Origin of the sequence: Variovorax sp. J31P207 (assembly GCF_030316965.1) — a bacterium.
Classification (GTDB): domain Bacteria; phylum Pseudomonadota; class Gammaproteobacteria; order Burkholderiales; family Burkholderiaceae_C; genus Variovorax; species Variovorax ginsengisoli_B.
This window is the reverse complement of sequence record NZ_JASZYN010000028.1, coordinates 1-26,902: the sequence shown is the minus strand read 5'-3', so window position 1 is coordinate 26,902 and position 26,902 is coordinate 1. Positions and strand designations below refer to the sequence as shown.

The 26,902-nt window shown below is 66.6% G+C and carries 25 protein-coding genes, 1 tRNA gene and 2 pseudogenes; 1 reads left to right on the top strand and 27 read right to left on the bottom strand.

The window, feature by feature from the left end; translation table 11 throughout:
* Nucleotides 1–27 precede the first annotated feature (27 nt).
* Nucleotides 28–1,506 carry an efflux transporter outer membrane subunit gene (locus QTI68_RS39525; protein WP_286529807.1) on the bottom strand — a complete coding sequence of 493 codons (1,479 nt, stop codon included), beginning with the start codon at nt 1,504–1,506 and terminating at the stop codon, nt 28–30.
* Entirely contained in the window at nt 1,487–2,041 is a 555-nt protein-coding gene (locus tag QTI68_RS39520; RefSeq protein WP_286529806.1) for a MarR family winged helix-turn-helix transcriptional regulator, read from the bottom strand. The genes QTI68_RS39525 and QTI68_RS39520 overlap by 20 nt, the downstream gene beginning before the upstream one ends.
* Nucleotides 2,042–2,119: 78 nt before the next feature.
* On the opposite strand from QTI68_RS39520, the gene QTI68_RS39515 reads away from it, so the two are divergent.
* Complete coding sequence (locus tag QTI68_RS39515) at nt 2,120–3,901, top strand: ABC transporter transmembrane domain-containing protein (protein ID WP_286529804.1); 1,782 nt, start codon at nt 2,120–2,122, stop codon at nt 3,899–3,901.
* Between the two features lie 270 nt (nt 3,902–4,171).
* Here QTI68_RS39515 and QTI68_RS39510 read toward each other — a convergent pair whose 3' ends face one another.
* From QTI68_RS39510 to QTI68_RS39390, 25 genes and pseudogenes are all read right to left on the bottom strand, one after another.
* Entirely contained in the window at nt 4,172–4,615 is a 444-nt protein-coding gene (locus tag QTI68_RS39510) for a DUF1178 family protein (protein WP_286529803.1), read from the bottom strand.
* Between the two features lie 10 nt (nt 4,616–4,625).
* Nucleotides 4,626–5,213 (bottom strand): NUDIX domain-containing protein, encoded by a 588-nt coding sequence (locus QTI68_RS39505; RefSeq protein WP_286529801.1) that lies wholly within the window; start codon nt 5,211–5,213, stop codon nt 4,626–4,628.
* 91 nt (nt 5,214–5,304) lie between these two features.
* Nucleotides 5,305–5,622: a DUF2818 family protein gene (locus QTI68_RS39500; protein ID WP_286529799.1), complete on the bottom strand. Its 318-nt coding sequence runs from the start codon at nt 5,620–5,622 to the stop codon at nt 5,305–5,307.
* A gap of 7 nt (nt 5,623–5,629) precedes the next feature.
* On the bottom strand, nt 5,630–7,117 hold the full coding sequence (nuoN, locus tag QTI68_RS39495; RefSeq protein ID WP_286529797.1) for an NADH-quinone oxidoreductase subunit NuoN: 1,488 nt from the start codon (nt 7,115–7,117) through the stop codon (nt 5,630–5,632).
* Between the two features lie 8 nt (nt 7,118–7,125).
* Nucleotides 7,126–8,610 carry an NADH-quinone oxidoreductase subunit M gene (locus tag QTI68_RS39490; RefSeq protein ID WP_286529795.1) on the bottom strand — a complete coding sequence of 495 codons (1,485 nt, stop codon included), beginning with the start codon at nt 8,608–8,610 and terminating at the stop codon, nt 7,126–7,128.
* Nucleotides 8,611–8,634: 24 nt separating this feature from the next.
* Nucleotides 8,635–10,653: an NADH-quinone oxidoreductase subunit L gene (nuoL, locus tag QTI68_RS39485; RefSeq protein ID WP_286529794.1), complete on the bottom strand. Its 2,019-nt coding sequence runs from the start codon at nt 10,651–10,653 to the stop codon at nt 8,635–8,637.
* A 13-nt stretch (nt 10,654–10,666) separates the two neighbouring features.
* Nucleotides 10,667–10,975: an NADH-quinone oxidoreductase subunit NuoK gene (gene nuoK, locus QTI68_RS39480; protein WP_286371385.1), complete on the bottom strand. Its 309-nt coding sequence runs from the start codon at nt 10,973–10,975 to the stop codon at nt 10,667–10,669.
* Nucleotides 10,972–11,619: an NADH-quinone oxidoreductase subunit J gene (locus QTI68_RS39475; RefSeq protein WP_286529793.1), complete on the bottom strand. Its 648-nt coding sequence runs from the start codon at nt 11,617–11,619 to the stop codon at nt 10,972–10,974. Before QTI68_RS39475 ends, nuoK begins: the two co-directional genes overlap by 4 nt.
* Before the next feature lie 37 nt (nt 11,620–11,656).
* Nucleotides 11,657–12,199 carry an NADH-quinone oxidoreductase subunit NuoI gene (gene nuoI, locus QTI68_RS39470; protein WP_286529791.1) on the bottom strand — a complete coding sequence of 181 codons (543 nt, stop codon included), beginning with the start codon at nt 12,197–12,199 and terminating at the stop codon, nt 11,657–11,659.
* An 11-nt stretch (nt 12,200–12,210) separates the two neighbouring features.
* The gene (nuoH, locus tag QTI68_RS39465) at nt 12,211–13,287 is read right to left on the bottom strand and encodes an NADH-quinone oxidoreductase subunit NuoH (RefSeq protein ID WP_286529789.1); all 1,077 of its coding nucleotides are present in this window, start codon (nt 13,285–13,287) and stop codon (nt 12,211–12,213) included.
* Nucleotides 13,284–15,428: an NADH-quinone oxidoreductase subunit NuoG gene (nuoG, locus tag QTI68_RS39460; protein ID WP_286529787.1), complete on the bottom strand. Its 2,145-nt coding sequence runs from the start codon at nt 15,426–15,428 to the stop codon at nt 13,284–13,286. Before nuoG ends, nuoH begins: the two co-directional genes overlap by 4 nt.
* A gap of 21 nt (nt 15,429–15,449) precedes the next feature.
* The gene (gene nuoF, locus QTI68_RS39455; protein ID WP_286529785.1) at nt 15,450–16,790 is read right to left on the bottom strand and encodes an NADH-quinone oxidoreductase subunit NuoF; all 1,341 of its coding nucleotides are present in this window, start codon (nt 16,788–16,790) and stop codon (nt 15,450–15,452) included.
* Nucleotides 16,790–17,323: an NADH-quinone oxidoreductase subunit NuoE family protein gene (locus QTI68_RS39450; protein WP_286371379.1), complete on the bottom strand. Its 534-nt coding sequence runs from the start codon at nt 17,321–17,323 to the stop codon at nt 16,790–16,792. Before QTI68_RS39450 ends, nuoF begins: the two co-directional genes overlap by 1 nt.
* An 8-nt stretch (nt 17,324–17,331) precedes the next feature.
* Nucleotides 17,332–18,585, bottom strand: coding sequence for an NADH-quinone oxidoreductase subunit D (locus QTI68_RS39445; RefSeq protein ID WP_286529783.1), 1,254 nt, complete (start codon nt 18,583–18,585; stop codon nt 17,332–17,334).
* Nucleotides 18,585–19,196, bottom strand: a complete 612-nt coding sequence (locus tag QTI68_RS39440) for an NADH-quinone oxidoreductase subunit C (RefSeq protein ID WP_286529781.1) — start codon at nt 19,194–19,196, stop codon at nt 18,585–18,587. Before QTI68_RS39440 ends, QTI68_RS39445 begins: the two co-directional genes overlap by 1 nt.
* A 12-nt stretch (nt 19,197–19,208) precedes the next feature.
* Complete coding sequence (locus QTI68_RS39435) at nt 19,209–19,688, bottom strand: NuoB/complex I 20 kDa subunit family protein (protein ID WP_021008163.1); 480 nt, start codon at nt 19,686–19,688, stop codon at nt 19,209–19,211.
* A 15-nt stretch (nt 19,689–19,703) separates the two neighbouring features.
* Entirely contained in the window at nt 19,704–20,063 is a 360-nt protein-coding gene (locus tag QTI68_RS39430) for an NADH-quinone oxidoreductase subunit A (protein ID WP_286509980.1), read from the bottom strand.
* Between the two features lie 58 nt (nt 20,064–20,121).
* Nucleotides 20,122–20,206 (bottom strand) — tRNA-Leu (locus tag QTI68_RS39425).
* Between the two features lie 122 nt (nt 20,207–20,328).
* Complete coding sequence (gene secG / locus QTI68_RS39420; RefSeq protein WP_286509982.1) at nt 20,329–20,754, bottom strand: preprotein translocase subunit SecG; 426 nt, start codon at nt 20,752–20,754, stop codon at nt 20,329–20,331.
* A gap of 37 nt (nt 20,755–20,791) precedes the next feature.
* Nucleotides 20,792–21,544, bottom strand: coding sequence for a triose-phosphate isomerase (gene tpiA, locus QTI68_RS39415; RefSeq protein WP_286529778.1), 753 nt, complete (start codon nt 21,542–21,544; stop codon nt 20,792–20,794).
* 11 nt (nt 21,545–21,555) lie between these two features.
* On the bottom strand, nt 21,556–22,554 hold the full coding sequence (locus tag QTI68_RS39410) for an NAD(P)H-quinone oxidoreductase (RefSeq protein WP_286529775.1): 999 nt from the start codon (nt 22,552–22,554) through the stop codon (nt 21,556–21,558).
* An 84-nt stretch (nt 22,555–22,638) separates the two neighbouring features.
* A complete protein-coding gene (gene pnp / locus QTI68_RS39405) occupies nt 22,639–24,966 on the bottom strand; it encodes a polyribonucleotide nucleotidyltransferase (RefSeq protein ID WP_286529773.1) in 2,328 nt (775 codons plus the stop codon).
* Nucleotides 24,967–25,171: 205 nt separating this feature from the next.
* Nucleotides 25,172–25,438 carry a 30S ribosomal protein S15 gene (rpsO, locus tag QTI68_RS39400; protein WP_007837783.1) on the bottom strand — a complete coding sequence of 89 codons (267 nt, stop codon included), beginning with the start codon at nt 25,436–25,438 and terminating at the stop codon, nt 25,172–25,174.
* 112 nt (nt 25,439–25,550) lie between these two features.
* Nucleotides 25,551–26,741 (bottom strand): annotated as a pseudogene (locus QTI68_RS39395) (pyridoxal phosphate-dependent aminotransferase); the annotation flags it as partial.
* A 10-nt stretch (nt 26,742–26,751) separates the two neighbouring features.
* Nucleotides 26,752–26,902, bottom strand: a pseudogene (locus QTI68_RS39390) (branched-chain amino acid ABC transporter substrate-binding protein); the annotation flags it as partial.

The following is a 26,902-nucleotide window of genomic DNA, read 5'->3' as shown; positions in this document are numbered from 1 at the left end:
GGATTCGGAGCGTTCGTTCGGGAGTGTTCAGGGGTGCCGGGGCGCGGGCGCGGCGGCGGCTGTGGTGGTGTCCGACGGCTGCCAGCCGCCACCCAGGGCGCGCGCCAGGCCGACCTGGTTCTCGAGCGCACGGGCAGCGAGGTCGACGCCGTCGCGGCGCTGCGCCAGCACGGTGACTTCGGCCGTCAGCACGTCCAGGTAGTTGCCGAGTCCGGCGCTGTAGCGCTGCAGGCCGATGTCGTAGGCCGCCTCGGCCGCGTCCTGCGCCTCTTTCTGCTGGACTTGCTGGCGCGCCACGTAAAGCACGCTCGAGAGCTGGTCGGCGACATCGCGCACCGCATCGATGACAGTGCCGTTGTAGCTGTCGATCGCGGCGTCGAGGTCGGCCGACTTGCCGCGCAGGTTGGCGCGCAGGCGGCCGCCTTCGAAGATCGGCAGCCGGATCGCGGGGCCCACGCCCCACTGCTGGCTGCCCGACTTCAGCAGGCTGTCGAAGCCGATGCTCTGGAAGCCGGCGAAGGCGATCAGGTTGACGTTCGGATAGAACTGGGTCTTGGCGTTGGCGACGTCGCTGGTCGCGGCTTCGACGCGCCAGCGCGCGGCGGCGATGTCGGCGCGCCGGCCCAGCAGATCGGCCGGAATGCTCTGCTGCAGCCCCAGGTTCTTGAAATTGCCGAGGCGCGGCGGTGTCAGCGCCTGGGTGGCCCCGGGCTTGGCCACCAGCGCGTCGAGCGCGTGCTGCGCGATCGCGATCTGCTCGTTCAGGGCTTCGATCTGCTGGCGTGCTTCGGGCACGCTGCTCTCGCTCTGCTTCAGCTGCAGCCGCGTGTCGAGCCCGGCCGACACGCGGTCGCGCACCAGCTTGAGCAGTTCTTCGCGCTGCGCCAGCGCGCGCTGGGCGACCACCATCCGGTCGTTCAGCCGCGCCCATTGCACGTAGCTGCGCGCGACGTTGCTGGAGAGCAGCACCCGGGCCGCATCGGCTTCGGCGGCGGCGGCGTTCGCCGTGCCCAGTGCCGCGTCGAGCGCGGTGCGGTTCTTGCCGAAGAAATCGATCTCCCAGCTGCCGCTCAGCTGGAGGTTGCCGGTTTCCTGAACCGAGCCGCCCAGCGGTGCCGGATAGATGTAGTTGTCGCTGAACTTCTGGCGCGTGAGATCGAGGCCGCCGTTGAGCTGCGGCTTGTCGGCGGCCTCGGTGTACATCACCTGGGCCTGCGCGCGCGCCAGCCGGGCCAGGGCGACCTGCAGGCTGGGATTGCCCGCGATCGCCTGCTCGACCATCGCGTTGAGCTGCGGATCGCCGAAGGCCAGCCACCACTGGCTGTCGAGCGCCGGCGCGGCCTGGGCAGCGGGCGCCGCCGTCAGGCCGAGGCTCTCCGCGGTCTGCATCTTGGGGTTCGAGGCGGTGGCGCCCATGTCGGCGCAGCCCGCGACGGCCAGCGCCAGCACGGCGGCGGCGATGGCGCTGGTACGGCGCAATGCGCGCTCAGGAAGGAGTCGAGTCATTTTTCTTGTCCCCACGGGCCGACAGGGCCTGTGCGTTGTCGAGGATCCGGCGCAGGTAGCCCTTGAGCTGCTCCCACTCCTCGTTGCTGAAGCCAGCCAGGTGCTCGTTCTGCACAAGGCTGAGTATTTCGGGCACCTCGCGGGCCGCCGCGCGGCCTTCGTCGGTGAGTTCGATGTGGACCACGCGGCGGTCGGCCACCGAGCGCACGCGGCGGCACAGGCCCTTGGCCTCCAGGCGGTCGAGCAGGCGGGTCATGGCGCCGGTGTCGAGTTCGCATTCGCGCGCCAGTTCGGCCACCGTCGTGACCTTGCCCATGTGCAGCTTGTGCAGCGGCACCCACTGCGGATAGGTCGGTCCGGGATCGCACATGCGAAGTTCCACCGACTGGGCCACCGCGCTCAGGATGCGGCGCATCATGTAGCCGATGCTTTCTTCCGCGCGGTAGTTCTCGGCCTTGTAGAAAGCCGTGACCTCCGGCAATTCGCCGGGCGAAGGCAGCGCGGGGCGCGCTTCGGGGGTCTGGGATTCGGACATACCCGCATAGTAGTTGCCTCGGCAATTACTGTCAAGGCGGCTTTTGGTGGGGCAAGGGTTCGCTAGAATGCTCGGGATATGGCCTCCTCTTCCCCTTCGCCCGCCAAAGGATCGCCGAAATCCTTGTCGGGCCTGGCGCCCTTCCTGCGCCCCTATCGCACCCAGATCGTCCTGGCGGTGGTGTTCCTGGTCCTGGCCGCGGCGACCACTTTGGTGTTCCCGATCGCCCTGCGCAGCCTGATCGACGGCGGCCTGGTCAACCCGGACAAGGGCGCGCAGACGATGGCGCTGCGCGAGCATTTCGTCGCCCTGTTCGCGGTCGCGGTGGCGCTGGGGCTGTTCTCGGCGGCCCGCTTCTACACCGTCAGCTGGCTCGGCGAGCGGGTCACGGCCGACCTGCGCAACGCGGTCTACGCCCATGTGCTGCGCCAGAGCCCGGTGTTCTTCGAGACCACCCAGACCGGCGAAGTCCTGTCGCGCCTGACCGCCGACACGACACTGGTCCAGACCGTGGTCGGCTCCTCGCTCAGCATGGGGCTGCGCAACGCGGTGATGGGCGTGGGCGCCCTGGCCATCCTGGTCTGGACCAATCCCTACGTGATGGTCCAGGTGCTGGGCATCCTGGTGCTGGTGGTGCTGCCCAGCATGTGGTTCGGCCGCCGCGTGCGCAAGCTCTCGCGGGCCAGCCAGGACCGGGTGGCCGATTCCAGTGCGATCGCCGCCGAAGTGCTGAACGCGATTCCCGTGGTGCAGAGTTACACCGCCGAGGCCCGCGAAGCGGCCCGCTTCGACGCCTCCACCGACAGCGCCTTCCGTACCGCCGTGCGCCGCACGCGCGCGCGCTCGGTGCTGGTGGCCTTCATCATCATCGCCACCTCGGCGGCGCTGCTCTGGGGCCTCTACCAGGGCACGCAGGCGGTGCTGCGCGGCGACATCACGGCCGGCCACCTCGGACAGACGGTGGTCTACGTAATCATCCTGGCGAGTGCCGCCGCGGTGCTCGGCGAGGTCTACGGCGACCTGCTGCGGGCCGCCGGCGCCACCGAGCGCCTGATGGAACTGCTGCACGCCAGGCCGGTGATCGTGTCGCCCGCCCAGCCGGCCCAGGCGCCGGTCCCGGCCGCCGGCAGCGCCTTGTCGCTGGAGGGCGTCGGCTTCCACTACCCGTCCCGGCCCGGCACCCCGGCGCTGCGCGATTTCGACCTGCGGATCGCCCCCGGCGAAACCGTGGCGCTGGTCGGATCGAGCGGCGCCGGCAAGAGCACGGTGTTCCAGCTGCTGCTGCGCTACTACGACCCCCAATCCGGGCGGATCACCCTCGACGGCACGCCGCTGGCGGCGCTGTCTCTGGAGGCCTTGCGCGCCCGCATCGGCCTGGTGCCGCAGGATGCGGTGATCTTCTCCGCCAGCGCGCTCGAGAACATCCGCTACGGCCGGCCCGACGCCAGCGTCGATGAAGTCCACGCCGCCGCCCGTGCCGCCTTCGCCGACGGCTTCCTGCGGGCCCTGCCCGAGGGCTACGACACCTTCCTGGGCGAGCGCGGCGTGCGGCTGTCGGGCGGCCAGCGCCAGCGCATCGCGATCGCGCGCGCGATGCTCAAGAACCCGCCGCTGCTGCTGCTCGACGAAGCGACCAGCGCGCTCGACGCCGAAAGCGAACGGATGGTGCAGGCGGCCCTCGAATCGGCCATGACGGGCCGCACTACTCTGGTCATCGCCCACCGCCTGGCGACGGTGCAGAAGGCCGACCGCATCGTGGTGCTGGACCACGGCGGCATCGTCGAACAGGGAACGCACGCGGCGCTGGTGGCGCAGAACGGGGTCTACGCGCGGCTGGCCGCGCTGCAATTCGGTACCTGACACTCGCCCCCAGGTTGCCCGCACTTCGTGTCGGGCGCCCACCCCCTACCGGTGGCGCAGTCAGCGGCCCGGCGAAGCCGGTTCCGCGACTGCCCGCGAACAGGCGCGCTGCGCGCAGCCTTGGAAAAACCCAGCGCCGATGGCCTTGGCCGGCGCAGCCCGGCCCGCTGGTGAAACACCGCGGAACCGGCTTCGCCGGGCCGCTGGTGTTGCCCCCGGTAGGGGGTGGGCGCCCGGACACGAAGTGCCGGGCAACCTGGGGGCGAGCAACTACTGCAGCGTCTCCTTGAGGGCTGCCGGCAGCGGCAGCGTGAACACCGGAATGCCCTCTTCGGCCAGCGAGCGTGCCTGTTCGGGCGTCGCCTGGCCGCGAATGCCGCGCTCCTCGGCTTCGCCGTAGTGCATCTTGCGGGCTTCGTCGACGAAACGCTCGCCGACGTCCTCGGTCTGGGAAATCACCTCGCGCACCGCGCGCAGCCAGCGCGCCTCGGGCGAATCGGCGGCGGCCGGCAGCTTGGCCGGCGCGGCTTCCGCCGGCGGCCGGGCATTGCCGAGGTTCAGCCGCGGCGCAGCCAGCAGCTTGGTGATCGCCGTGTTGCCGCACATCGGGCATTCCACCAGGCCGTCGGCAAGCTGGGTGTCGAATGCGTCCTGCGACGCAAACCACCCCTCGAAGCCGTGGCCATGGGCGCACTGGAGGTTGAGGACCTTCATGCGCCGATTATCAGGCGTTGGGCGACGACGCGCTGTGCCAGTCGAGCACCCATGCGCCCGACAGGACGTTCTGCAGCCAGAGCGTGCAGGTCAGCGTCTTGGCGTCCGACACCGTGCCATCGCGGCACCAGTCCAGCAACTGCTCCGGCGTGGCCGTGATGACGTCCAGGAACTCGCCATGGTCGAGCTGCCGGTCGCCCAGCGTCAGGCCGCGCGCGAAATAGACATGGATGATCTCGGTCGAATAGGCGACCGCCAAGTGCATGGCGCCGGCACGGGCCCATTCGCGGGCCGTGTAGCCGGTCTCCTCGACCAGCTCGCGCTGGCCGCACAGCAGCGGGTCCTCGCCGGCATCGAGCTTGCCGGCGGGGAATTCGGTCATGACATGGCCGATCGGGTATCGGTACTGGCGCTCGAGCACCAGCCGGCCGTCGTCGAGCAGCGGGATCACCACCACCGCGCCCGGATGCACCACGTACTCGCGGGTCGCGGTATGGCCGTCCGGCAGCCGCACCGTGTCGCGCTTGGCATGCAGGAAGTTGCCCTTGAACAGCTGTTCGCTGGCGGTAAGTTCTTCCTTGAGGTGCTTGTCGGTCATGTCAGCAGCGCCCGCCCGGCCGCCCGAAGGGCGCTGAGCGCCCCCTCGGGGGGCAGCGATACACGAAGTGATGAGCGTGGGGGCATTTCATTCAGTGGGCGTGCGCGTGGCGATGCTTCATGAGGTAGCGCCAGGTGAAGCCCGGGAACGCCAGCACGATGAACAGCGCCGCCGTGACGGCGTAGAACTCCCAGCCCTGCGGCGCGATCTGCCCGACCCGGCGCTCGAACAGCAGCCCGACGGCGCCGACGACGGCATAGAGCAGCACCAGTTCGGCCAGCCGGATCGCCAGCGACTTGGTGCGCGCCGCCAGCGGGACCAGGCCGAGCAGGCGCTCGTTCAGGAACGGCAGGTTGGCCGCCAGCAGCGCGAGCCCCAGCACCATCCAGACCGACGCGCTCTGGGACACGTCGCGCTCAGGTGGCCAGCGTGGCCACGATCGCGTTCGCGCACAACGTCATGAGGCCGCCCGGCAGGATGCCGAGGATCAGGATCAGGGCGCCGTTGAGCGTCAGCACGGTGCGCACGTCGCGCGGCGCCGAGACGGTGCTCGCGGTAACCGGCGCATCGAAGTACATGACCTTGACCACGCGGATGTAGTAGAACGCGCCGATCAGCGACATCACGACCGCGAACACCGCGAGGCCGATGTACATGCCCTGGCCGGAGGCGATCAGCGCCTGCAGCACCGCCAGCTTGGCGTAGAAGCCGACCAGCGGCGGAATGCCGGCCAGCGAGAACATGGCGATCGCCATCACGCCGGCATACAGCGGACTGCGCTGGTTGAGGCCGGCCAGGTCGGTGATCTCCTCGCTCTCGAAGCCTTCGCGCGCCAACAGCAGGATGATGCCGAAGCTCGCCAGCGTGGTCAGCACGTAGGTGATGATGTAGAACATCGCCGCGCTGTAGGCGAACTGGGCGTTGTAGGTGTTGCCGTTGACCACGCCCGCCACCAGGCCGAGCAGCATGAAGCCCATCTGCGCGATGGTCGAGTAGGCCAGCATGCGCTTGAGGTTGGTCTGGGCGATCGCCGCCAGGTTGCCGACCAGCAGCGAGGCGATGGCCAGCAGCGCCAGCATCTGCTGCCAGTCGATCGCCAGCGGCAGCAGGCCTTCGACCAGCAGGCGGATGATGATCGCGAAGGCGGCCAGTTCGGGCGCGGCGCCGATCATCAGCGTGACCGAGGTCGGCGCGCCCTGGTAGACGTCGGGCACCCACATGTGGAACGGGGCGGCACCGACCTTGAAGGCCAGGCCGGCGACGATGAAGACCAGGCCGAACACCAGCACCTGGTGGTTCACCTGGCGGCTGGCGATCGCCTTGAACACCTCGTTGATGTCGAGCGAGCCGGTGGCGCCGTACATCATCGACAGGCCGTAGAGCAGGAAGCCGCTGGCCATTGCGCCGAGCACGAAGTACTTCATGGCCGCTTCGCTGGCGACCGCGTTGTCGCGGCGCAGGGCGACCAGCGCATAGCTGGAGAGCGTCAGCAGTTCGAGGCCGAGATAGATCAGCAGGAAGTTGCTGCCCGACATCATGACGAACATGCCCAGCAGCGCCAGCAGGCTCATCGTGAACATCTCGCCGCCCTGCAGCATGCCGCGGTCGCCCGCGTAGGGCCGGCCGTAGACCAGCGTGACCATCAACGCCAGGGTCGCGAAGCACTTGAGCCAGTTGCCCATCGGGTCGCTCACCACCATGCCGCCGAAGCCGTAGATGGTCTTGCCCAGGGAAGCGTTGAAGCCGGTCAGCACCGCGACGATCGCGAGCGTGAGCAGGGTCAGGATGTAGGTGCCGGTGCGGCGCGGGCTGGTCGAGGCGAGATCGAGCAGCGCGATCACGCAGGTCATGATCAGCAGCACTACCTCGGGGTAGATCGTCATCCAGCTGAGTTTGTCAATCATCTTGTTTCTTACGGCAGCTTGGGCAGCTTGGAGATGGACACGTGCTGCAGCAGCCCGTCCACGGAGGCATTCATCACATCGGTGAAGGGCTTCGGATACAGGCCCATCCACAGCACGGCGATCGCCAGCAGCGCCAGCATCAGGAATTCACGCGCGTTGATGTCGCTGAGTTCCTTGACGTGGTCGTTGCCGACCGATCCCAGGTAGACCCGCTTGTACATCCACAGCGTGTAGGCGGCGCCGAAGATCAGCGCGGTCGCAGCACCGAGGCCGAGCCAGAAGTTGGCCTTGACCGCGCCGAGGATCACCATCCACTCGCCGACGAAACCGGCGGTCGCCGGCAGACCGCAGTTGGCCATCGCGAACAGCAGCGCGAAGGCGGCGAACTTGGGCATGGTGTTGACCACGCCGCCGTAGTCGGCGATCTGGCGCGAATGCACGCGGTCGTAGAGCACGCCGATGCAAAGGAACATCGCGCCCGAGACGAAGCCGTGGGCGATCATCTGGACGATGCCGCCGGCCACGCCGAGCTCGTTGAAGATGAAGAAGCCGAGCGTCACGAAGCCCATGTGGGCCACCGACGAATAGGCCACCAGCTTCTTCATGTCCTGCTGCACCAGCGCCACCAGGCCGACGTAGATCACCGCGATCAGCGACAGCGCGATCATGAGCCAGGCCCATTCGTGCGAGGCATCGGGTGCGATCGGCATCGAGAAGCGCAGGAAGCCGTAGGCGCCGAGCTTCAGCATGATCGCCGCCAGCACCGCGGAGCCGCCGGTGGGCGCCTCGACGTGCACGTCGGGCAACCACGTGTGGACCGGCCACATCGGCACCTTGACCGCGAAGGCCGAGAAGAAGGCGAAGAACAGGAAGGTCTGCGCCTGGCCCGACAGCGGCAGCTTGTGCCAGGTCAGGATGTCGAAGCTGCCGCCCGACTTGTTGTACAGGTAGATCAGCGCGACCAGCATCAGCAGCGAGCCGAGCAGCGTGTAGATGAAGAACTTGAAGGCCGCGTAGATCTTGTTCGGGCCGCCCCAGATGCCGATGATCAGGTACATCGGGATCAGGGTGGCTTCGAAGAAGGTGTAGAACAGGATGCCGTCGAGCGCCGAGAAGGTGCCGATCATGAGTCCCGACAGGATCAGGAAGGCGCCCATGTACTGGTTCACGCGCTCGGTGATGACCTCCCAGGCCGAGATCACGACGATCACGGTGATGAAGGCGGTCAGCAGCACCAGCCAGAACGAGATGCCGTCCAGGCCGATGTGGTAGCTGATATTGAAGCGCTGGATCCAGGGCGCCTTCTCGACGAACTGCATCGCTGCGGTGCCGTTCTGGAATCGCGACCAGAGCGGCAAGGTGACCAGGAAGCTCGCGACCGAACCGATCAGCGCGACCCAGCGCACGCCCCTGGCGTGTTCATCCCGACCGAAGGCCAACAGCACGACGCCGAAGGCGATCGGCATCCAGATGGCAAGGCTCAACAAACCCATTTTTGTTTTTCTCCAGAGAGCCGCTTACCGCTTGAACCAGACGAAGTACGACATCAGGACGAAGATGCCGATCAGCATCGAGAAAGCGTAGTGATAGATGAAGCCCGTCTGCAGCCAGCGCACCGCACCTGCGATGCGGCCGACCAGCTTCCATGAGCCGTTGACGATGCCGCCGTCGATGATCCCCTGGTCGCCGCCCTTCCAGAGGCCGGTGCCGAGGGCGCGGGTCGCGCGGGCGATGACGTTCTCGTTGAACCAGTCCATGTAGTACTTGTTCTCGAGCAGGGTGTAGATCGGGCCGAAGGCGCGCTTGATCGCGGCCGGCAGGGCCGGGTTGACCAGGTACAGGTACCAGGCCACCACGACACCGGCGAGTGCGAGCCAGAACGGCGCAGCCGTCAGGCCGTGGAGGGCCATCGCCACCGGGCCGTGGAAGCCCTCGGCCAGTTCCTTCATGGCTTCATGCTTGCTCGCGTCGATGAAGATCGCACCCTTGAAGAACTCGCCGTAAAGCATCGGCCCGATCGTCATGAAGCCGATCACGACCGACGGGATCGCCAGCGCCACCAGCGGCACCCAGACCACCCACGGCGACTCGTGCGGCTCGTGATGGTCGTCGTGGCCATGACCGTGGTCGTCGTGGTGCGCGTCCGGGTTCTGGTCGAAGCGCTCCTTGCCGTGGAACACCATGAAATACATGCGGAACGAATAGAGCGCGGTGACGAACACGCTCGCCAGCACCGCGAAGTAGGCGAAGCCCGAACCCCACAGGTGGCTCTCGTGCACCGCTTCGATGATGCTGTCCTTCGAATAGAAGCCCGAGAAGAACGGCGTCCCGATCAGTGCCAGCGAACCCACCAGCGAGGTGATCCAGGTGATCGGCATGTACTTGCGCACGTTGCCCATCCAGCGCATGTCCTGGTTGTGGTGCATGCCGATGATCACCGAGCCGGCCCCGAGGAACAGCAGCGCCTTGAAGAAGGCGTGCGTCATCAGGTGGAACACGGCCACCGAATAGGCCGAGGCGCCGAGTGCCACGGTCATGTAGCCGAGCTGCGACAGCGTGGAATAGGCCACCACGCGCTTGATGTCGTTCTGGATGACGCCCAGGAAGCCCATGAACAGCGCGGTGATGCCGCCGATCACGAGGATGAAGCTCAGGGCCGTGTCGCTCAGCTCGAACAGCGGCGACATCCGCGCCACCATGAAGATGCCGGCCGTGACCATGGTCGCGGCGTGGATCAGGGCGGAGATCGGGGTCGGGCCTTCCATCGAGTCGGGCAGCCAGACGTGCAGCGGGAACTGCGCGCTCTTGCCCATGGCGCCGATGAACAGGCAGATGCAGGCCACCGTGAGGAGCATCCACTCGGTGCCCGGGAAGCTCAGCTTGGCGAGCGCGTCGGCCTTGGCGAAGACTTCGCCGTAATTCAGCGAACCGGCGTAGGCGGCCAGCAGGCCGATGCCCAGGATGAAGCCGAAGTCGCCGACGCGGTTGACCACGAAGGCCTTCATGTTGGCGAAGATCGCGGTCGGCCGGTTGTACCAGAAGCCGATCAGCAGGTAGGACACCAGGCCCACTGCCTCCCAGCCGAAGAACAGCTGGAGCATGTTGTTGCTCATGACGAGCATCAGCATCGAGAAGGTGAACAGCGAGATGTAGGCGAAGAAGCGGTTGTAGCCCTCGTCTTCCTGCATGTAGCCGATGGTGTAGATGTGGACCATCAGCGACACGAAGGTCACGACGCACATCATCATCGCGGTCAGGCCGTCGATCAGGAAGCCGACTTCCATCTTGAGGCCGCCGACGTTCATCCATTCGTAGATGGTGGCGTTGAAGCGGGCACCGTCGTTGACCACGCTGTCGAGCGTCATCGCCGAGATGATGAAGGACACCAGCACGCCGAGGATGGTCAGCGAATGGGTGACGCGGCGGCCGATGTGGTTGCCGCCGAACTTCGTGCCGAACAGGCCGGCGACGACGGCGCCGACCAGAGGCGCCAGCGGGACGGCCAGCAGGGTGGATGCGGAAAGAGTAGCGCTCATGAGTAAACCTTCTTCAGCCCTTCAGCGCATTCAGCTCGTCGACGTTGATGTTCGACTTGTTGCGGAACAGCAGCACCAGCAGCGCCAGTCCGATGGCCGACTCGGCCGCCGCGACCGTCAGGATGAAGAAGACGAAGATCTGTCCGTGCATGTCGCCGAGGAAGTACGAGAAGGCGACGAAGTTCATGTTGACCGCGAGCAGCATCAGCTCGACGCACATGAGCAGAACGATCAGGTTCTTGCGGTTCAGGAAGATGCCGATGACCGACAGCGCGAACAGCATCGCGCCGAGCGAAAGGAAGTGTCCGAGCGTGAGCGTCATGCCTTGGTCTCCGCTGCGGGCGCTGCTGACTCCGCGGCCGGTTCGGCCTGTCGCGTGACGGGCATCTGGACGATGCGCACGCGGTCGCGCGCCTTGACGCGGACCTGGTCGGCCGGGTTCACGTACTTGCTGTCCTTGCGGGTGCGCAGGGTCAGCGCGATGGCGGCGATGATCGCCACCAGCAGGATCACGGCGGCGATCTCGAGCGGATACAGGTACTGCGTATAGAGCAGCTTGCCGAGTTCGAGCGTGTTGGAGGTGTCCGGGCCGCTGGCCAGCGGGCTCTTGGGCGCACTCAGGCGGAAGCCGCCCATCAGCACCGCGGCCATCTCGAGCGCGATCAGCGCGCCGACGCCGGCGGCCAGCGGGAAGTGCTTCCAGAAGCCCTCGCGCAATCCCTCGACGTTGATGTCCAGCATCATGACGACGAACAGGAACAGCACCATCACTGCCCCGACGTAGACCAGCACCAGCGAGATCGCGAGGAATTCCGCGCGCAGCAGGAGCCAGATGGCCGATGCCTGGAAGAACGCCAGCACCAGGTAGAGCGCCGCATACACGGGGTTGCGCGCGGTGATGACGCGGAAGGCTGAAAACAGCAGCACCGCGGCAAACAGATAGAACAGACCGGTCTTGGCGTCCATGGATTGGATTCGTTTTCTTCGGGTTCAGCCAGCCGCTTCAGCGGTACTTGGCGTCCGCCGCCTTGTTGGCGGCGATTTCTTTTTCGTAGCGGTCGCCGACGGCGAGCAGCATGTCCTTGGTGAAGTACAGGTCACCGCGCTTCTCGCCGTGGTATTCGAAGATGTGGGTTTCGACGATCGAGTCGACCGGGCAGCTTTCTTCGCAGAAGCCGCAGAAGATGCACTTGGTCAGGTCGATGTCGTAGCGCGTGGTGCGGCGCGAGCCGTCGTCGCGGACTTCGGATTCGATCGTGATCGCGAGCGCCGGGCACACGGCCTCGCAGAGCTTGCAGGCAATGCAGCGCTCTTCGCCGTTCTCGTAGCGGCGCAGCGCGTGCAGGCCGCGAAAGCGCGGCGACAGCGGCGTCTTTTCTTCCGGGAACTGGACGGTGATCTTGCGGCTGAAGGCGTACTTGCCGGTCAGCGCGAGGCCCTTGAACAGTTCCACCAGCATGAAGCTGGACAGGAAGTCCTTGAGCGAGAAAGGCGCGGAAGCGGTCGTGGAGGAGCGCGCAAGCGCGCTGGCAGAAGGCGCAGTCATGGCAGTTCCGGTTATTTCCAGATGTTGAAGGGGGTCTGCATCCAGGCGCCGACCACCACCAGCCACACCAGGGTGACCGGAATGAAGATCTTCCAGCCCAGCCGCATGATCTGGTCATAGCGGAAGCGCGGGAAAGTCGAGCGGACCCAGAGGAACATCGTGACCACGCAGAAGGTCTTGATGCCGAGCCAGATCCAGCCCGGGATGAAGGCCAGGAAGTCGAACGGGGGCAGCCAGCCGCCGAGGAACAGCACCGCGCACAGGATCGAGACCAGCCACATGTTGGCGTACTCGGCCAGGAAGAACATCGCGAAGCTCATGCCCGAGTACTCGATCATGTGGCCGGCGACGATTTCCGATTCGCCTTCGACGACGTCGAAGGGGTGGCGGTTGGTTTCGGCCAGGCCCGAGATGAAGTAGACGACGAAGATCGGCAGCAGCGACAGCCAGTTCCACGACAGGAAGCCGATGCCCATCGAGGCGAAGTGGCCCCTGCCCTGCCCCATCACGATGTCGGTCATGTTCAGGCTGGCCGACACCATCAGCACGACCACGAAGCAGAAACCCATCGCGATTTCATAGCTGACCATCTGGGCCGATGCGCGCAGCGCGCCCAGGAAGGCGTACTTCGAGTTCGAGGCCCAGCCCGCGATGATCACGCCATAGACCTCGAGCGAGGTGATGGCCATGACGAACAGCAGGCCGGCGTTGATGTTGGCGAGCGCGACCTCGGGTCCGAACGGAATGACCGCCCAGGCGGCCAGCGCCGGCATGATGGTCATGATCGGGCCGAGCAGGAACAAGCCCTTGTTGGCCACCGTCGGGAGGATGATTTCCTTGGTCAGCAGCTTGAGCGCGTCGGCGATCGGCTGCAGCAGGCCCAGCGGGCCGATGCGGTTGGGGCCGATGCGGATCTGCGTGAAGCCGATGGCCTTGCGCTCCCAGAGCGTGAGGTAGGCGACCGCGCCCATCAGCGGGATCACGACGACGATGATCTTGATCAGGGTCCAGATCACCGGCCAGAGGAAGCCGGTCCACCAGCCGGCCGAGACCAAGCCGAGGCCGAAGCCGTGCAGCGCGTCGATCATGCCGACACCTCCTGCAGGGCCGCGGCCTGGCGGGCGTCGGCGGTGAGTTGCAGCGAAGGCGCGCGGCGCACGATCGAGTCGAGCTGGTAGATGCTCGCGACCACCGGGGCCGATTCGGCCGCGACGCCCATGTCGATCTCGGCGGCGGTGGCGTTGGACAGCTTGCCGGCCGCGACCTGGGCTGGCGAGTCGATCTCGGCCAGCACGTCGGCGGTGGATTCGAAGGCGAAGCCCGGCAGGCCGAGCAGGTTCGCCAGCACGCGCAGCACCTTCCAGGCCGGACGCGCTTCGCCCTGCGGCTTGACGACCGCGTGGAAGCTCTGCAGGCGGCCTTCGGCATTGACGAAGGTGCCCGGCGTTTCGGTGAACGGCGCGATCGGCAGCAGCACGTCGCTGAATTCGAGGTTGGCCTTGAACGGGCTCAGCGTGACGACCATCTGCGCGTGCGCGAGGCCTTCGATCGCGGCCTCGCCGGCGGCCGAGTCGAACACCGGTTCGGTGTTGAGCAGCAGCACGGCCTTGAGGCCGCCCGCGAGCATCTGGGCGGCGTTCAGGGCGCCGTCGCGCGGCAGCGCGCCGACCAGTTGCGCGCCGACCGTGTTGGCGGCTTCGGTCAGGTAGCCGACGCTGGCGCCGGTCTGGGCGCCGATCCAGTTGGCAAGCCGCAGCAGGCTGCCGGCGCGGGCGTGATGGGCCGCGGCATTGCCGAGCAGGATCGCCTTGCGCTCGCCGCCGAGCAGCGAGGCGGCCAGGGCCTTCGCGGCGTCGCTGGCGGCGCCGCTGAGGGCGACCGGTGCCTGGGCGCCGGTGCTTTCGGCGATGGCGCCCGCCAGTTCGACCAGCGCGTCGACCCATTGGTCGGCCGGCAGGGTGACGGCGTTGGCGATCGGCATGGCCCAGGCGTCGGCATCGGCCAGCAGTTCGGCCGAGGTGATGGCGCTCAGCGCCCCACCCTTGCGCACCGACTGGCGGATGCGCTGCGCGAACAGCGGATGGTCCTTGCGCAGGTTAGAGCCGATGACCAGCACGCGCTGCAGCTGCGACAGCGAAGCCACGGAAGTGCCGAGCCAGCGGATGCCTTCGGCGGCGCCGAACTCGGCGTTGCGCAGGCGGTAGTCGATGTTGCCGCTGCCCAGGCCGTGGGTCAGCAGCTTGGCCAGCTGCAGTTCTTCGAGCGTGCTGTGCGGGCTGGCGAGCGTGCCGATGCTCCGCGCGCCGTGGTCGGCCTTGATCTGCTTCAGGCCGTTGGCGACGTATTCGAGCGCGGTCTGCCAGTCGACCTGCTGCCACTGGCCGCCCTGCTTGAGCATCGGCTGCGTCAGGCGCTCGGGGCCGTTGAGGGCCTCGTACGAGAAGCGGTCGCGGTCGGCAATCCAGCACTCGTTGACGTCTTCGTTCTCGAGCGGCACCACGCGCATCACGCGGTTGTTCTTGACCTGGACGATCAGGTTGGCACCGGTGGAGTCGTGCGGGCTGACCGACTTGCGGCGCGACAGCTCCCAGGTGCGGGCGCTGTAGCGGAAGGGCTTGCTCGTGAGCGCGCCCACCGGGCAGATGTCGATCATGTTGCCCGACAGCTCGGAGTCGACCGAGTCGCCGAGGAAGGTCTCGATCTCGGAGTGCTCGCCGCGGTGCGACATGCCGAGCTCCATCACGCCGGCCACTTCCTGGCCGAAGCGAACGCAGCGCGTGCAATGGATGCAGCGGCTCATCTCTTCCATGCTGATCAGCGGGCCGACGTCCTTGTGGAAGACGACGCGCTTTTCTTCCTCGTAGCGCGAGGAAGAGCCGCCGTAGCCCACGGCCAGGTCCTGCAGCTGGCATTCGCCGCCCTGGTCGCAGATCGGGCAATCGAGCGGGTGGTTGATGAGCAGGAACTCCATCACCGACTGCTGGGCCTTGATGGCCTTGTCGCTCTTGGTGCGGACGATCATGCCCTGCGTCACGGGCGTGGCGCAGGCCGGCATCGGCTTGGGCGCCTTCTCGACGTCGACCAGGCACATGCGGCAGTTGGCCGCGATGCTGAGCTTCTTGTGATAGCAGAAGTGCGGGATATAGGTACCCGCCTTGTCGGCCGCATGCATGATCATGCTGCCTTCGACGATGTCGACCTTCTTGCCGTCGAGTTCGATTTCAACCATATGTTTTTCTTCTCGCGCTCGTCAGGCCCGGGCGGCCGTCTTCGGGACGTAGCCCGGGATCAGTGCCTCGAACTCGTGACGGAAGTGCTTGATCATGGCCCGCACCGGCATCGCGGCGGCATCGCCCAGCGCGCAGATGGTGCGGCCCTGGATGTTGTCGGCGACCGAGTTCAGCAAGTCCATGTCGGTGGCCTTGCCATGGCCGTTGTGGATGCGATCCACCACGCGCCAGAGCCAGCCGGTGCCTTCGCGGCAAGGCGTGCACTGGCCGCAGGATTCGTGCATGTAGAAGTACGAGAGCCGCTTGAGCGACTCGACCATCGAGCGGCTGTCGTCCATCACGATGACCGCGCCCGAGCCCAGCATCGAGCCGGCCTTGGCGATGGAGTCGTAGTCCATCGTGCACTGCATCATGATGTCGGCCGGCAGCACCGGCGCCGACGAGCCGCCGGGGATCACTGCCTTGAGCTGGCGGCCCTTGCGCACGCCGCCGGCGAGTTCGAGCAGCTTCGAGAACGGCGTGCCCATCGGCACTTCGTAGTTGCCGGGGAGCTCGACGTCGCCGCTGACCGAATAGATCTTGGTGCCGCCGTTGTTCGGCTTGCCGCACTCGAGGTAGGCCACGCCGCCGTTGTTGATGATCCACGGCACCGCGGCGAAGGTCTCGGTGTTGTTGATCGTGGTGGGCTTGCCGTAGAGGCCGAAGCTGGCCGGGAACGGCGGCTTGAAGCGCGGCTGGCCCTTCTTGCCTTCGAGCGATTCGAGCAGTGCGGTCTCTTCGCCGCAGATGTAGGCGCCGAATCCGTGCGCCGCATGCAGCTGGAAGTTGTAGGCGCTGCCCATGATGCCGTCGCCGAGATAGCCGGCGGCGCGTGCTTCTTCGAGCGCCTCTTCAAAGCGGTCGTAGGTCTGGAAGATCTCGCCGTGGATGTAGTTGTAGCCCACGCTGATGCCCATCGCATAGGCGGCGATGGCCATGCCCTCGATCACGATGTGCGGATTGAACTGCAGGATGTCGCGGTCTTTGCAGGTACCGGGCTCGCCCTCGTCCGAGTTGCAGACCAGGTACTTCTGGCCCGGGAACTGGCGCGGCATGAAGCTCCACTTGAGGCCGGTCGGGAAACCCGCGCCGCCACGTCCGCGAAGGCCGGAGGCCTTGACTTCGGCGATCACTTGGTCGGGCGTCAGGCCCTCGGTGAGGATCTTGCGCAGCGCCTTGTAGCCGCCGCGCGCCTCGTAGTCGGCCAGGCGCCAGTTGGTGCCGTTCAGGCCCGCATAGATCTGCGGCTCGATATGGCGGTCGTGGAAGCAGGTCTGGACGCCGGTGGCCTGGAACTGCTGGAGTACTTGCTCGGGCGACATCATTGGGCTCCCTTTGCGGTCGCGCCGCGCAAGCCGTCGATCAGCTGGTCGAGCTTCTCGTTGCTCATGAAGCTGCACATGGTGCGGTCGTTGACCAGCATCACGGGCGAGTCGGCACAGGCGCCGAGGCACTCGCTCTGCTGCAAGGTGAACATGCCGTCGGGCGTGGTCTCGCCCATGCGGATGCCGAGCTTCTGCTCGAGATGGGCCAGCGCCTTCGCGCCGTCGCGCAGCTGGCACGGCAGGTTGGTGCAGACGTTGAGCTTGTAGGCGCCCAGCGGCCGCTGGTTGTACATGTTGTAGAAGGTCGTGACCTCGTGCACCGCGATCGGCGCCATGCCGAGGTAGGCGGCGATCTCGCGCTCGCGCTGTTCGCTCACGAAGCCCTCGTCCTGCTGCACGATCGCCAGGCAGGCCATCACGGCCGACTGCTTGCCGGCCGGCGGGTACTTGGCGACCTCGCGGGCGAAACGCTCCAGCGTGGCGGCCGACAGCGCCGCTTGGCTGCCGTGGGAAGAAGAGTCGGAATGCATGGGATGGCTCATCGATCGATCTCGCCGAACACGATGTCCATGGTGCCGATCACGGCGACAGCGTCGGCAATCATGTGGCCGCGCGCCATTTCGTCCAGGGCCGCCAGATGCGGGAAGCCCGGTGCGCGGATCTTCAGACGGTAGGGCTTGTTGGCGCCGTCGCTCACGAGGTAGATGCCGAACTCGCCCTTGGGATGCTCGACGGCGGCATAGGCCTCGCCTTCGGGCACGTGGAAACCTTCGGTGAAGAGCTTGAAGTGATGGATCAGCTCTTCCATGTTGGCCTTCATGGACTCGCGCGCCGGCGCCGCCACCTTGTGGTTGGCGGTGATCACCGGGCCCGGGTTGGCACGCAGCCAGGCCGAGCATTGCTGGATGATCTTGTTGGCCTGGCGCATTTCTTCGACCCGCACCAGGTAGCGGTCGTAGCAGTCGCCGGTGACGCCCACCGGGACGTCGAACTCCATGCGGTCGTAGACGTCGTAGGGCTGCTTCTTGCGCAGGTCCCAGGCGATGCCCGAGCCACGCAGCATCGGGCCGGTGAAGCCGAGGTTGAGCGCGCGCTCCGGCGACACCACGCCGATGCCCACGGTGCGCTGCTTCCAGATGCGATTGTCGGTGAGCAGCGTCTCGTACTCGTCGACCATCTTCGGGAAGCGCTTGCAGAAGTCGTCGATGAAGTCGAGCAGCGAGCCCTGGCGGTTCTCGTTGAGGCGCTCGATCGCCTTCGCGTTCTTGATCTTGCTGACCTTGTACTGCGGCATGACGTCCGGCAGGTCGCGGTAGACGCCGCCCGGACGGAAGTAGGCCGCGTGCATGCGCGCACCCGACACCGCCTCGTACATGTCGAACAGGTCTTCGCGCTCGCGGAAGCAGTAGATGAGCATGTTCATCGCGCCGCAGTCGAGACCGTGCGCGCCGAGCCACAGCAGGTGGTTCAGCAGCCGGGTGATCTCGGCGAACATGACGCGGATGTATTGCGCCCGCAGCGGCACGTCGAGGCCCATGAGGCGCTCGATCGCGAGGCAGTACGCATGCTCGTTGCTCATCATCGACACGTAGTCGAGACGGTCCATGTAGGGCAGCGACTGAATGAAGGTGCGCGATTCGGCCAGCTTTTCGGTGGCGCGGTGCAGCAGGCCGATGTGCGGGTCGGCGCGCTGGATGACTTCGCCGTCGAGCTCGAGCACGAGGCGCAGCACGCCGTGCGCTGCCGGATGCTGAGGACCGAAGTTCAGCGTGTAGTTCTTGATCTCAGCCATCAGTGGAGCCCGCCGCCGTAGTTTTCTTCGCGGATCACGCGCGGCGTGATCTCGCGCGGCTCGATCGAGACCGGCTGGTAGATCACGCGCTTCTGTTCCGGGTCATAGCGCATCTCGACATGGCCCGACACCGGGAAGTCCTTGCGGAACGGGTGGCCGATGAAGCCGTAGTCGGTCAGGATGCGGCGCAGATCGTCGTGCCCCTCGAACACGATGCCGTAGAGGTCGAAGGCTTCGCGCTCGAACCAGCCGGCCGCGTTCCAGACGCTGGTCAGCGAATCGACGACCGGCAGGTCTTCGTTCGGCACGAACACCTTCAGGCGCACGCGCTGGTTGAGGCTCACCGACAGCAGGTGCGAGACGACGCCGAAGCGCTCGCCTTGCCACTCGCCGTCGCGATAGCCGGAGTAGTCCATGCCGCAGAGGTCGATCAGCTGCTCGAAGCGGCAGCCCGGCGCGTCACGCAGCAAGGTGGCGGCTTCGAGATAGTCGGCGGCACCCACCACCACCGTCACCTCGCCCAGCGCGAGCACGACGCTCTTCGCCTTGGAGCCAAGTGTTTCAGTGATCTGGGTCTGCAGCGCCTCGGGAGAAATGGCAAAGTCGGTCATGTCTCTCGCTCTTCAGGCGCGCGCGATCGTGTTGGTGCGGCGGATCTTCTGCTGGAGCTGGATGATTCCGTACAGAAGCGCCTCGGCGGTCGGCGGGCAGCCCGGCACATAGACATCGACCGGCACGATGCGGTCGCAGCCGCGCACGACCGAATAGCTGTAGTGGTAGTAGCCACCGCCATTGGCGCACGAACCCATCGACAGCACCCAGCGCGGCTCGGGCATCTGGTCGTAGACCTTGCGCAGCGCCGGCGCCATCTTGTTGCACAGCGTGCCGGCCACGATCATCAGATCGGACTGGCGCGGACTGGGGCGGAACAGCATGCCGAAGCGGTCGATGTCGTAGCGGGCGGCGCCCGCGTGCATCATCTCCACGGCACAGCAGGCCAGACCGAAGGTCATGGGCCACAGTGATCCGGTCTTGGCCCAGTTCACCACCGAGTCGTAGGTGGTGGTGACGAAGCCTTCCTTCATGACGCCTTCAATGGCCATTTTGCGGATTCCTTGTCATTCCCAGTCGAGTGCGCCCTTTTTCCACTCGTAGGCGAAGCCCACGACGAGGATGGCCAGGAAAATCATCATGGCCCAGAAGCCGACGGCACCGACCTCCTTGAGCGCGATGGCCCAAGGAAAGAGAAAAGCGATTTCGAGGTCGAAAAGAATGAAGAGGATGGCGACCAGGTAGTACCGGACGTCAAACTTCATGCGTGCATCTTCGAAGGCTTCGAAGCCGCACTCGTAAGGGGAATTTTTTGCTGCGTCGGGCCGGTTGGGACCGAGGATGTAACCCAGAACCTGAGGCGCAACGCCGACTCCGACGCCGACCAGGATGAACAACAGGACGGGGAGGTAGGAATCGAGGTTCATCAGGGGGTTCTATCACCGCTTGCCACCGGCAGGAAGCAATATTCCTGCCGGTGATATTTGGTGCGGTCGGCGAGACTCGAACTCGCACAGCTTTCGCCACTACCCCCTCAAGATAGCGTGTCTACCAATTTCACCACGACCGCGGTTTTTGCTTGCCCGGATGGCATGAGGAACCTTGTGAGGCTTTGGCTTTCCGGTGCAGCTTTAGAGTTTACCCTGAAAAACGCCTGTTTTCACTCGACGCGCGAAGAGATCTCTACTTGTATCACTTGGCCGGGATCTGGCCCGCGCCGGCCGCGGGCGCGGCCGGTGCCGAGGCCGGTGCCGCCGGTGCGGGGGCAGCGCTGCCGGCCGGGATCTGGGCCGCCGATTCGACGGGCGCGGGAGCCGGGGCCGGAGCCACCGGCGCGCCGATCGCGGCGCGTTCGAGCAGGCTGCCGCCGCCCGCCGGGCGGGCATGGCCAAAGTAGGCCAGCAGCAAGGTGCACGCAAAGAACACGGCGGCCAGCACGGCGGTGGTGCGCGACAGGAAGTTCGCGCTGCCGCTGGCCCCGAACAGGCTGCCGGCGCTGCCGCTGCCGAATGCGGCGCCCATGTCGGCGCCCTTGCCGTGCTGGACCAGGATCAGGCCGATCATCGCGAGAGCGGTGAGCATCTGCACGCCCACCAGGATATTGAGGACCACGTTCATTCGATCTAACTCCTAAATTTGTCTTCCGGCCGCGCGTTCAGCGGGCCGCTGCAATAATTTGCAGGAAATCGGGGGCCTTCAGGGACGCGCCGCCGATGAGGCCGCCGTCGATGTCGGCTTCGGCCAGCAGCTCGGCCGCGTTGGCCGCGTTCATGCTGCCGCCGTAGAGGATGCGGATGCCGGCGGCGTGCTCGCTCGCCGCATGGTGCAGCTGGGCGCGCAGCACCGCATGCACGGCTTGCGCCTGCGCCGGCGTGGCGGTCTTGCCGGTGCCGATGGCCCACACCGGCTCGTAGGCCACCACGATCTCGCTGATGCAATGGCCGTTGACGTGGATCACGGCGGCCAGCTGGCGCTTGACGACCTCTTCGGTGCGCCCTGCTTCGCGTTCCGCCAGGGTCTCGCCGACGCAGACGATCGGCGTGATGCCGTTGGCCAGGGCGATGGCGGTCTTGGCCGCCACGGCCTCGTCGGTCTCGCCGTGGTACTGGCGCCGCTCGGAGTGCCCGACGATCGCGTAGCGCACGCCGAAGTCCTTCAGCATCGCCGCCGATTGCTCGCCGGTGAAGGCACCCTGCGGCTGCGCCGAGAGGTCCTGCGCGCCGAGCGCGATCGGCGAAGCCGCCACCAGCGACTGCACCTGCGCCAGGTAGGGCGCCGGCACGCAGACCGCGACTTCGCAACCCGGCGCGCCCACGCCCGCCAGCAAGGCCTTCAGCAGCGCCTCGTTGGCAGCCAGGCTGCCGTTCATCTTCCAGTTGCCTGCGATCAGCTTCTTCTTGGTCGTCATGTCTGTGTTGTTCACCAGGTCAGCACGATCTTGCCGATGTGCTGATTCGATTCCATCAGGACGTGGGCCTGCGCGGCGCCGCTGGGCTCCCCGGCCGCGGCGAAGCGGCTGTGGATGATCGGCTTGACCGCGCCGCTCTCGAGCAGCGGCCAGACGCGCTCGCGCAGCGCCTTGGCGATCGCACCCTTGAACGCGACCGGCCGCGGCCGCAGGGTCGAGCCGGTGATGGTCAGGCGGCGGCGCAGCACCAGGCCGGCGTTGATCTCGGCCTTGACGCCGCCCTGCACCGCGATGATCACCAGCCGGCCGTCTTCGGCCAGGCAGTCGATCTCGCGCGCCACGTAGCCGCCGGCCACCATGTCGAGGATGACGTCGACGCCCTTGCCGCCGGTGAGGCGCTTGGCCTCTTCGGCGAAATCGGCCGTCTTGTAGTTGATCGCGTGGTCGGCGCCGAGCTTCAGGCAGGCCTCGCACTTGTCGTCGCTGCCGGCGGTCGCGATCACGGTGGCGCCGAGCGCCTTGCCGAGCTGGATGGCAGTGACGCCGATGCCGCTGGTGCCGCCCTGGATCAGCAGGGTCTCGCCCTTCTGCAGGCGGCCGCGCTCGAACACGTTGCTCCAGACCGTGAAGAAGGTCTCGGGCAGCGTGGCCGCCTCGACGTCGCTCCAGCCCTTGGGCACCGGCAGGCACTGGGCCACCGGTGCGACGCACAGGTCGGCGTAGCCGCCGCCGGCGACCAGCGCGCAGACGTGGTCGCCGATCTTGAAGCCGGCCTCGGCCAGCGCCTTGTCGTCGCCGGCGACGATCTCGCCCGCGACTTCGAGTCCGGGCAGGTCGGAGGCGCCCGGCGGCACCGGGTAGTTGCCGGTCCGCTGCAGCACGTCGGGGCGGTTGACACCGCTCGCGGCCACGCGGATCAGCAATTCGCCCGCGCCGGCAACGGGCGCAGGACGTTCCACCATGCGCAGCACCTCGGGGGCGCCGAACGATGTGATCTCAATGGCTTTCATGGTCTCTTTCCGGGTAGCGGCCGCCGCGCAGAACGCGGGCGGCACGCGGTCCAGCGCGATGGCGTCGCCGCCATCGCGGCTCCATCAGGCCTGGCCGTCGCCGCGGTTCGATTCCTGAACCGGCTGCTGCTCGGCCACCTGCTCCACGGCCTGCTCGCCGCCACGCTCGTTGTTGTCGAAGCGCGGTGCGCGCTCGGCGCGCGGCGGACGATCGCCGCCGCGGTCGCCACGGTCCGAACGCTCGCGGCGCTCGCCACCACGGTCGCCGCGGTCGCCGCGGTCTTCACGCGGCGGACGTTCGCTGAATTCCATGCCGGCCGGACGCTCGGTCAGGGCCTTCATGGACAGCTTGACGCGGCCCTTCTCGTCGGTCTCGAGCACCTTGACCTTGACGATCTGGCCTTCGCTCAGGTAGTCGGTGACCTTCTCGACGCGCTCGTGCGCGATCTGGCTGATGTGCAGCAGGCCGTCCTTGCCGGGCAGCAGGTTGATCAGCGCGCCGAAGTCCAGGATCTTGGTGACCGGGCCTTCGTAGACCTTGCCGATTTCGACTTCGGCGGTGATCTGCTCGATGCGCTTCTTGGCGGCTTCGGCCTTTTCCGGGTCGGTCGAGGCGATCGTGATGGTGCCGTCTTCGTCGATGTTGATCGTGGTGCCGGTTTCTTCCTGCAGGCCGCGAATCACCGAGCCGCCCTTGCCGATCACGTCGCGGATCTTCTCGGGGTTGATCTTGAGCGTGGTCAGGCGCGGTGCGAAGGTCGACACCTCGGCCTTGGCCTCGCCCATCGCCTCTTGCATCTTGCCGAGGATGTGCATGCGCGCTTCCTTGGCCTGGGCCAGGGCGACCTGCATGATTTCCTTGGTGATGCCCTGGATCTTGATGTCCATCTGCAGGGCGGTGATGCCGTTGGTCGTGCCGGCCACCTTGAAGTCCATGTCGCCCAGGTGATCTTCGTCGCCCAGGATGTCGGTCAGCACGGCGAAGCGGTTGTCTTCCTTGATCAGGCCCATGGCGATGCCGGCCACGTGGGCCTTCATCGGCACGCCGGCGTCCATCATCGACAGGCAGCCGCCGCAGACCGAAGCCATCGACGAGGAGCCGTTCGATTCGGTGATTTCCGAGACGACGCGGATCGTGTACGGGAACTCTTCCTTGTTCGGCAGCACCGCGACCAGCGCGCGCTTGGCGAGGCGGCCGTGGCCGACTTCGCGGCGCTTGGTCGAACCCATGCGGCCGACTTCGCCGGTGGCGAAGGGAGGCATGTTGTAGTGGAACAGGAAGCGGTCTTCGTACTCGCCCATCAGCGCGTCGATGCGCTGCGCGTCGCGTTCGGTGCCGAGGGTGGTGACGACCAGCGCCTGGGTCTCGCCGCGCGTGAACAGCGCCGAGCCGTGGGTGCGCGGCAGCACGCCGTTGCGGATCTCGATCGGGCGCACGGTGCGGGTGTCGCGGCCGTCGATGCGGGGCTCGCCCGACAGGATCTGGCTGCGGACGATCTTCGATTCGATCGCGAACAGCAGGTCGTTGACCTTGCCGGCGTCGAAGGGCTCGCCGCTTTCCTTCAGCGCGTTCATCACGCTGGCGTTGGCTTCGCGCAGGGCTTGGGTGCGGGCCTGCTTGCTGCGGATCTGGTAGACCGCGCGCAGCTTTTCTTCGGCCAGGCCCTTGACCTTGGCGACGAAGGCTTCGTCTTCGGCCGGCGGCTGCCAGTCCCAGACCGGCTTGCCGGCGTCGCGCACCAGTTCGTGGATCGCGTTGATCGCGATGTTGGCTTGCTCATGGCCGAACACCACGCCGCCGAGCATGATTTCTTCGCTCAGCTGCAGGGCTTCGGACTCGACCATCAGCACGGCGGCTTCGGTGCCGGCGACGACCAGGTCCATCTGCGAATCCTTGCGGGCGGTCTGGCCCGGGTTCAGCACGTACTGGCCGTTGATGTAGCCCACGCGGGCGGCACCGATCGGGCCGCTGAACGGGATGCCGGAGATCGACAGCGCGGCGCTGACGCCGATCATGGCGGCGATGTCGGCGTCGACTTCGGGGTTGAGCGACAGCGTGTGGATGACCACGTGGACTTCGTTCAGGAAGCCTTCGGGGAACAGCGGGCGGATCGGGCGGTCGATCAGGCGGCTGGTCAGCGTTTCGTGTTCGCTGGGCTTGGCTTCGCGCTTGAAGAAGCTGCCGGGGATCTTGCCGGCGGCGTAGGTCTTCTCGATGTAGTCGACGGTCAGCGGGAAGAAGTCCTGGCCGGGCTTGGCCGACTTGGAGGCGACCACGGTGGCCAGCACCACGGTGCCTTCGATGTCCACGGTCACGGCACCGCTGGCCTGCCGGGCGATCTCGCCGGTTTCCAGAACGACGGTCTTGCCGCCCCATTGGAAGGACTTGGTGACTTTGTTGAAGAGGCTCATGTTGTGCTCCTGTTTGAATGGCGGCGACCCGTGACGACCACAGGCCCCGCGGGGGCTGGAGCGCTTGTCAGAACACGATGCCATTCCAGGGAAGCTCGGGGAGAACCTCTCTGGAATGACACAGCTTCGCTCTGTTTTTGCGGCTCCGAAGTAAAAAACGCCTGAGCTAGCGGACTAACCCAGGCGTTTTTGCATGCGATTCGACTTACTTGCGCAGGCCCAGCTTGGCGATCAGCGCGGTGTAGCGGTCGGCGTCCTTGGACTTGAGGTAGTCCAGCAGCTTGCGGCGGCGGCTCACCATGCGCAGCAGGCCGCGGCGACCGTGGTGGTCCTTGGCGTGCGTCTTGAAGTGAGGCGTGAGTTCGTTGATGCGGGCGGTCAGCAGTGCGACTTGCACTTCCGGGCTGCCGGTGTCGTTGGCGGCGCGGGCGTTGTCCTTGACAACTTCGGCCTTGATGGAGGCTGCGATCATGTGTGTTTCCTTCGTTCCGATCCCGAGATTCAAATTTCTTCGGGATGTTTGACTTGCGATGGGCGCTGGAACTGCACCCACCGTGCGCATTGCGACATGCAAAGCTTTGGGATTATATACCGGAAGGCTTTTTCACCCCGTTCTGCGCCGCCAGCCAGCGCTTGAGGCGTTCGACCCCCTCGACCAGGCGGCCGGGGTCCTTCGAGGCGAAACACCAGCGCAGCCAGCCCTGGGCTTCCGGGGCGAAGGCGTTGCCGGGCGCCAGGCCGAGGCCGGCCTCGACCACCAGGCGCTTGGCGACTTCGAGCGAATCGCCGAAGCCCTCGAGCTGGAAGAAGGCGTACATGCCGCCGCGCGCCGGCGCGACCTTGACGCCGGGCACATCGGCCAGCAAGGGCAGCAGCGTGTCGCGGCAGGCCTTGAGGTGGGCGACGATCTTCGGCGTGATGTCCGGGCCGTGCGCCAGCGCCGCGATGCCCGCGCGCTGCGTGAAGACGCTGGCACAGGAAGTATTGAACTCGATCAGCTTGCCCATGCCGTCCATCAGGGCCGGCGGCAGCACCAGCCAGCCGAGCCGCCAGCCGGTCATCAGGAAGCTCTTGCTGAAGCTGTGGGCGACCACCAGCCGGTCGTCGGCGCCCGCGATGTCGAGGAAGCTCGGCGCGCAGCCGTTGGGCGTCGGTTCGTAGTACAGCCGCTCGTAGACCTCGTCGGCCAGGATCCAGGTGCCGGTGCCGCGGCAATGGTCGAGGATCGCCTGCTGCTCGGCGCGCGTGAGCGTCCAGCCGGTCGGGTTGTTCGGTGCATTGACGATCAGGAGCTTCGTGGCCGACGTGACGGCGGCGCGCAGCGCGTCCAGGTCGAGCGTCCACTGCCCTGCCCTCGGCACCAGCGGCACGCAACGCACCGTGGCGCCGAGGATCGCGGGCTGCGCCGTGAGGTTGGGCCACACCGGCGTGACCGCCACCACCTCGTCGCCGGCGTCGACCAGCGCCTGCACCGCCAGCATCAGCGCGCTGACGCCGCCCGAGGTGATCGCGATGCGCGAGGCCTCGATCTTCGGATGCAGGCCGCTCATGTAGGCGGCCACGGCTTCGCGCAGCTCGGGCAGGCCCAGGTTGTGGGCGTAGAAGGTCTCGCCGCGCTGCAGCGACTCGATCGCGGCCTGGCGGATGACCTCGGGCGTGACCTCGTCGCTCTCGCCGAACCAGAAGGCCAGCACGTCGCTGCGGCCGAGGCCGGCATTGGCCACCTCGCGGATCTTGGAAGCTTCGAGGTCGTGGATCGCTTGACGCATGGCTTGTCTTTCGGGTTCAGGGGCGCTGCATCTTGCAGCTCGTTGGCATTTCGGCGCGGCTGGCGGGAATCGACTTGATGACCCGGAAGCCGTAGCCCGAGCCCTCGACGTCGAACTTGACGCCGGGCGCGCCCTGCCGGTCCATGACGCCGACCACCAGCGGCTGC

Bases quoted from the DNA above. Each gene is read 5' to 3' on its own strand.
- QTI68_RS39520 (WP_286529806.1), bottom strand. From the start codon at position 2,041: ATGTCCGAATCCCAGACCCCCGAAGCGCGCCCCGCGCTGCCTTCGCCC.
- rpsO (WP_007837783.1), bottom strand. From the start codon at position 25,438: ATGATCGCAGCCTCCATCAAGGCCGAAGTTGTCAAGGACAACGCCCGC.
- nuoG (WP_286529787.1), bottom strand. From the start codon at position 15,428: ATGGTTGAAATCGAACTCGACGGCAAGAAGGTCGACATCGTCGAAGGC.
- QTI68_RS39435 (WP_021008163.1), bottom strand. From the start codon at position 19,688: ATGGCCATTGAAGGCGTCATGAAGGAAGGCTTCGTCACCACCACCTAC.
- pnp (WP_286529773.1), bottom strand. From the start codon at position 24,966: ATGAGCCTCTTCAACAAAGTCACCAAGTCCTTCCAATGGGGCGGCAAG.
- QTI68_RS39525 (WP_286529807.1), bottom strand. From the start codon at position 1,506: ATGACTCGACTCCTTCCTGAGCGCGCATTGCGCCGTACCAGCGCCATC.
- QTI68_RS39430 (WP_286509980.1), bottom strand. From the start codon at position 20,063: ATGAACCTCGATTCCTACCTCCCCGTCCTGTTGTTCATCCTGGTCGGC.
- QTI68_RS39490 (WP_286529795.1), bottom strand. From the start codon at position 8,610: ATGGGTTTGTTGAGCCTTGCCATCTGGATGCCGATCGCCTTCGGCGTC.
- nuoL (WP_286529794.1), bottom strand. From the start codon at position 10,653: ATGAGCGCTACTCTTTCCGCATCCACCCTGCTGGCCGTCCCGCTGGCG.
- QTI68_RS39505 (WP_286529801.1), bottom strand. From the start codon at position 5,213: ATGACCGACAAGCACCTCAAGGAAGAACTTACCGCCAGCGAACAGCTG.
- nuoI (WP_286529791.1), bottom strand. From the start codon at position 12,199: ATGACTGCGCCTTCTGCCAGCGCGCTTGCGCGCTCCTCCACGACCGCT.
- QTI68_RS39445 (WP_286529783.1), bottom strand. From the start codon at position 18,585: ATGGCTGAGATCAAGAACTACACGCTGAACTTCGGTCCTCAGCATCCG.
- QTI68_RS39515 (WP_286529804.1), top strand. From the start codon at position 2,120: ATGGCCTCCTCTTCCCCTTCGCCCGCCAAAGGATCGCCGAAATCCTTG.
- QTI68_RS39450 (WP_286371379.1), bottom strand. From the start codon at position 17,323: ATGCATTCCGACTCTTCTTCCCACGGCAGCCAAGCGGCGCTGTCGGCC.
- QTI68_RS39475 (WP_286529793.1), bottom strand. From the start codon at position 11,619: ATGGACGCCAAGACCGGTCTGTTCTATCTGTTTGCCGCGGTGCTGCTG.
- nuoK (WP_286371385.1), bottom strand. From the start codon at position 10,975: ATGACGCTCACGCTCGGACACTTCCTTTCGCTCGGCGCGATGCTGTTC.
- nuoN (WP_286529797.1), bottom strand. From the start codon at position 7,117: ATGATTGACAAACTCAGCTGGATGACGATCTACCCCGAGGTAGTGCTG.
- QTI68_RS39410 (WP_286529775.1), bottom strand. From the start codon at position 22,554: ATGAAAGCCATTGAGATCACATCGTTCGGCGCCCCCGAGGTGCTGCGC.
- QTI68_RS39440 (WP_286529781.1), bottom strand. From the start codon at position 19,196: ATGACCGACTTTGCCATTTCTCCCGAGGCGCTGCAGACCCAGATCACT.
- tpiA (WP_286529778.1), bottom strand. From the start codon at position 21,544: ATGACGACCAAGAAGAAGCTGATCGCAGGCAACTGGAAGATGAACGGC.
- nuoH (WP_286529789.1), bottom strand. From the start codon at position 13,287: ATGATCGACGCGCTGCACGGCTTCGGCCTCGGCTTGGTCTCGGCCGGC.
- QTI68_RS39510 (WP_286529803.1), bottom strand. From the start codon at position 4,615: ATGAAGGTCCTCAACCTCCAGTGCGCCCATGGCCACGGCTTCGAGGGG.
- secG (WP_286509982.1), bottom strand. From the start codon at position 20,754: ATGAACGTGGTCCTCAATATCCTGGTGGGCGTGCAGATGCTCACCGCT.
- nuoF (WP_286529785.1), bottom strand. From the start codon at position 16,790: ATGTCGCCCGAGCAAGTACTCCAGCAGTTCCAGGCCACCGGCGTCCAG.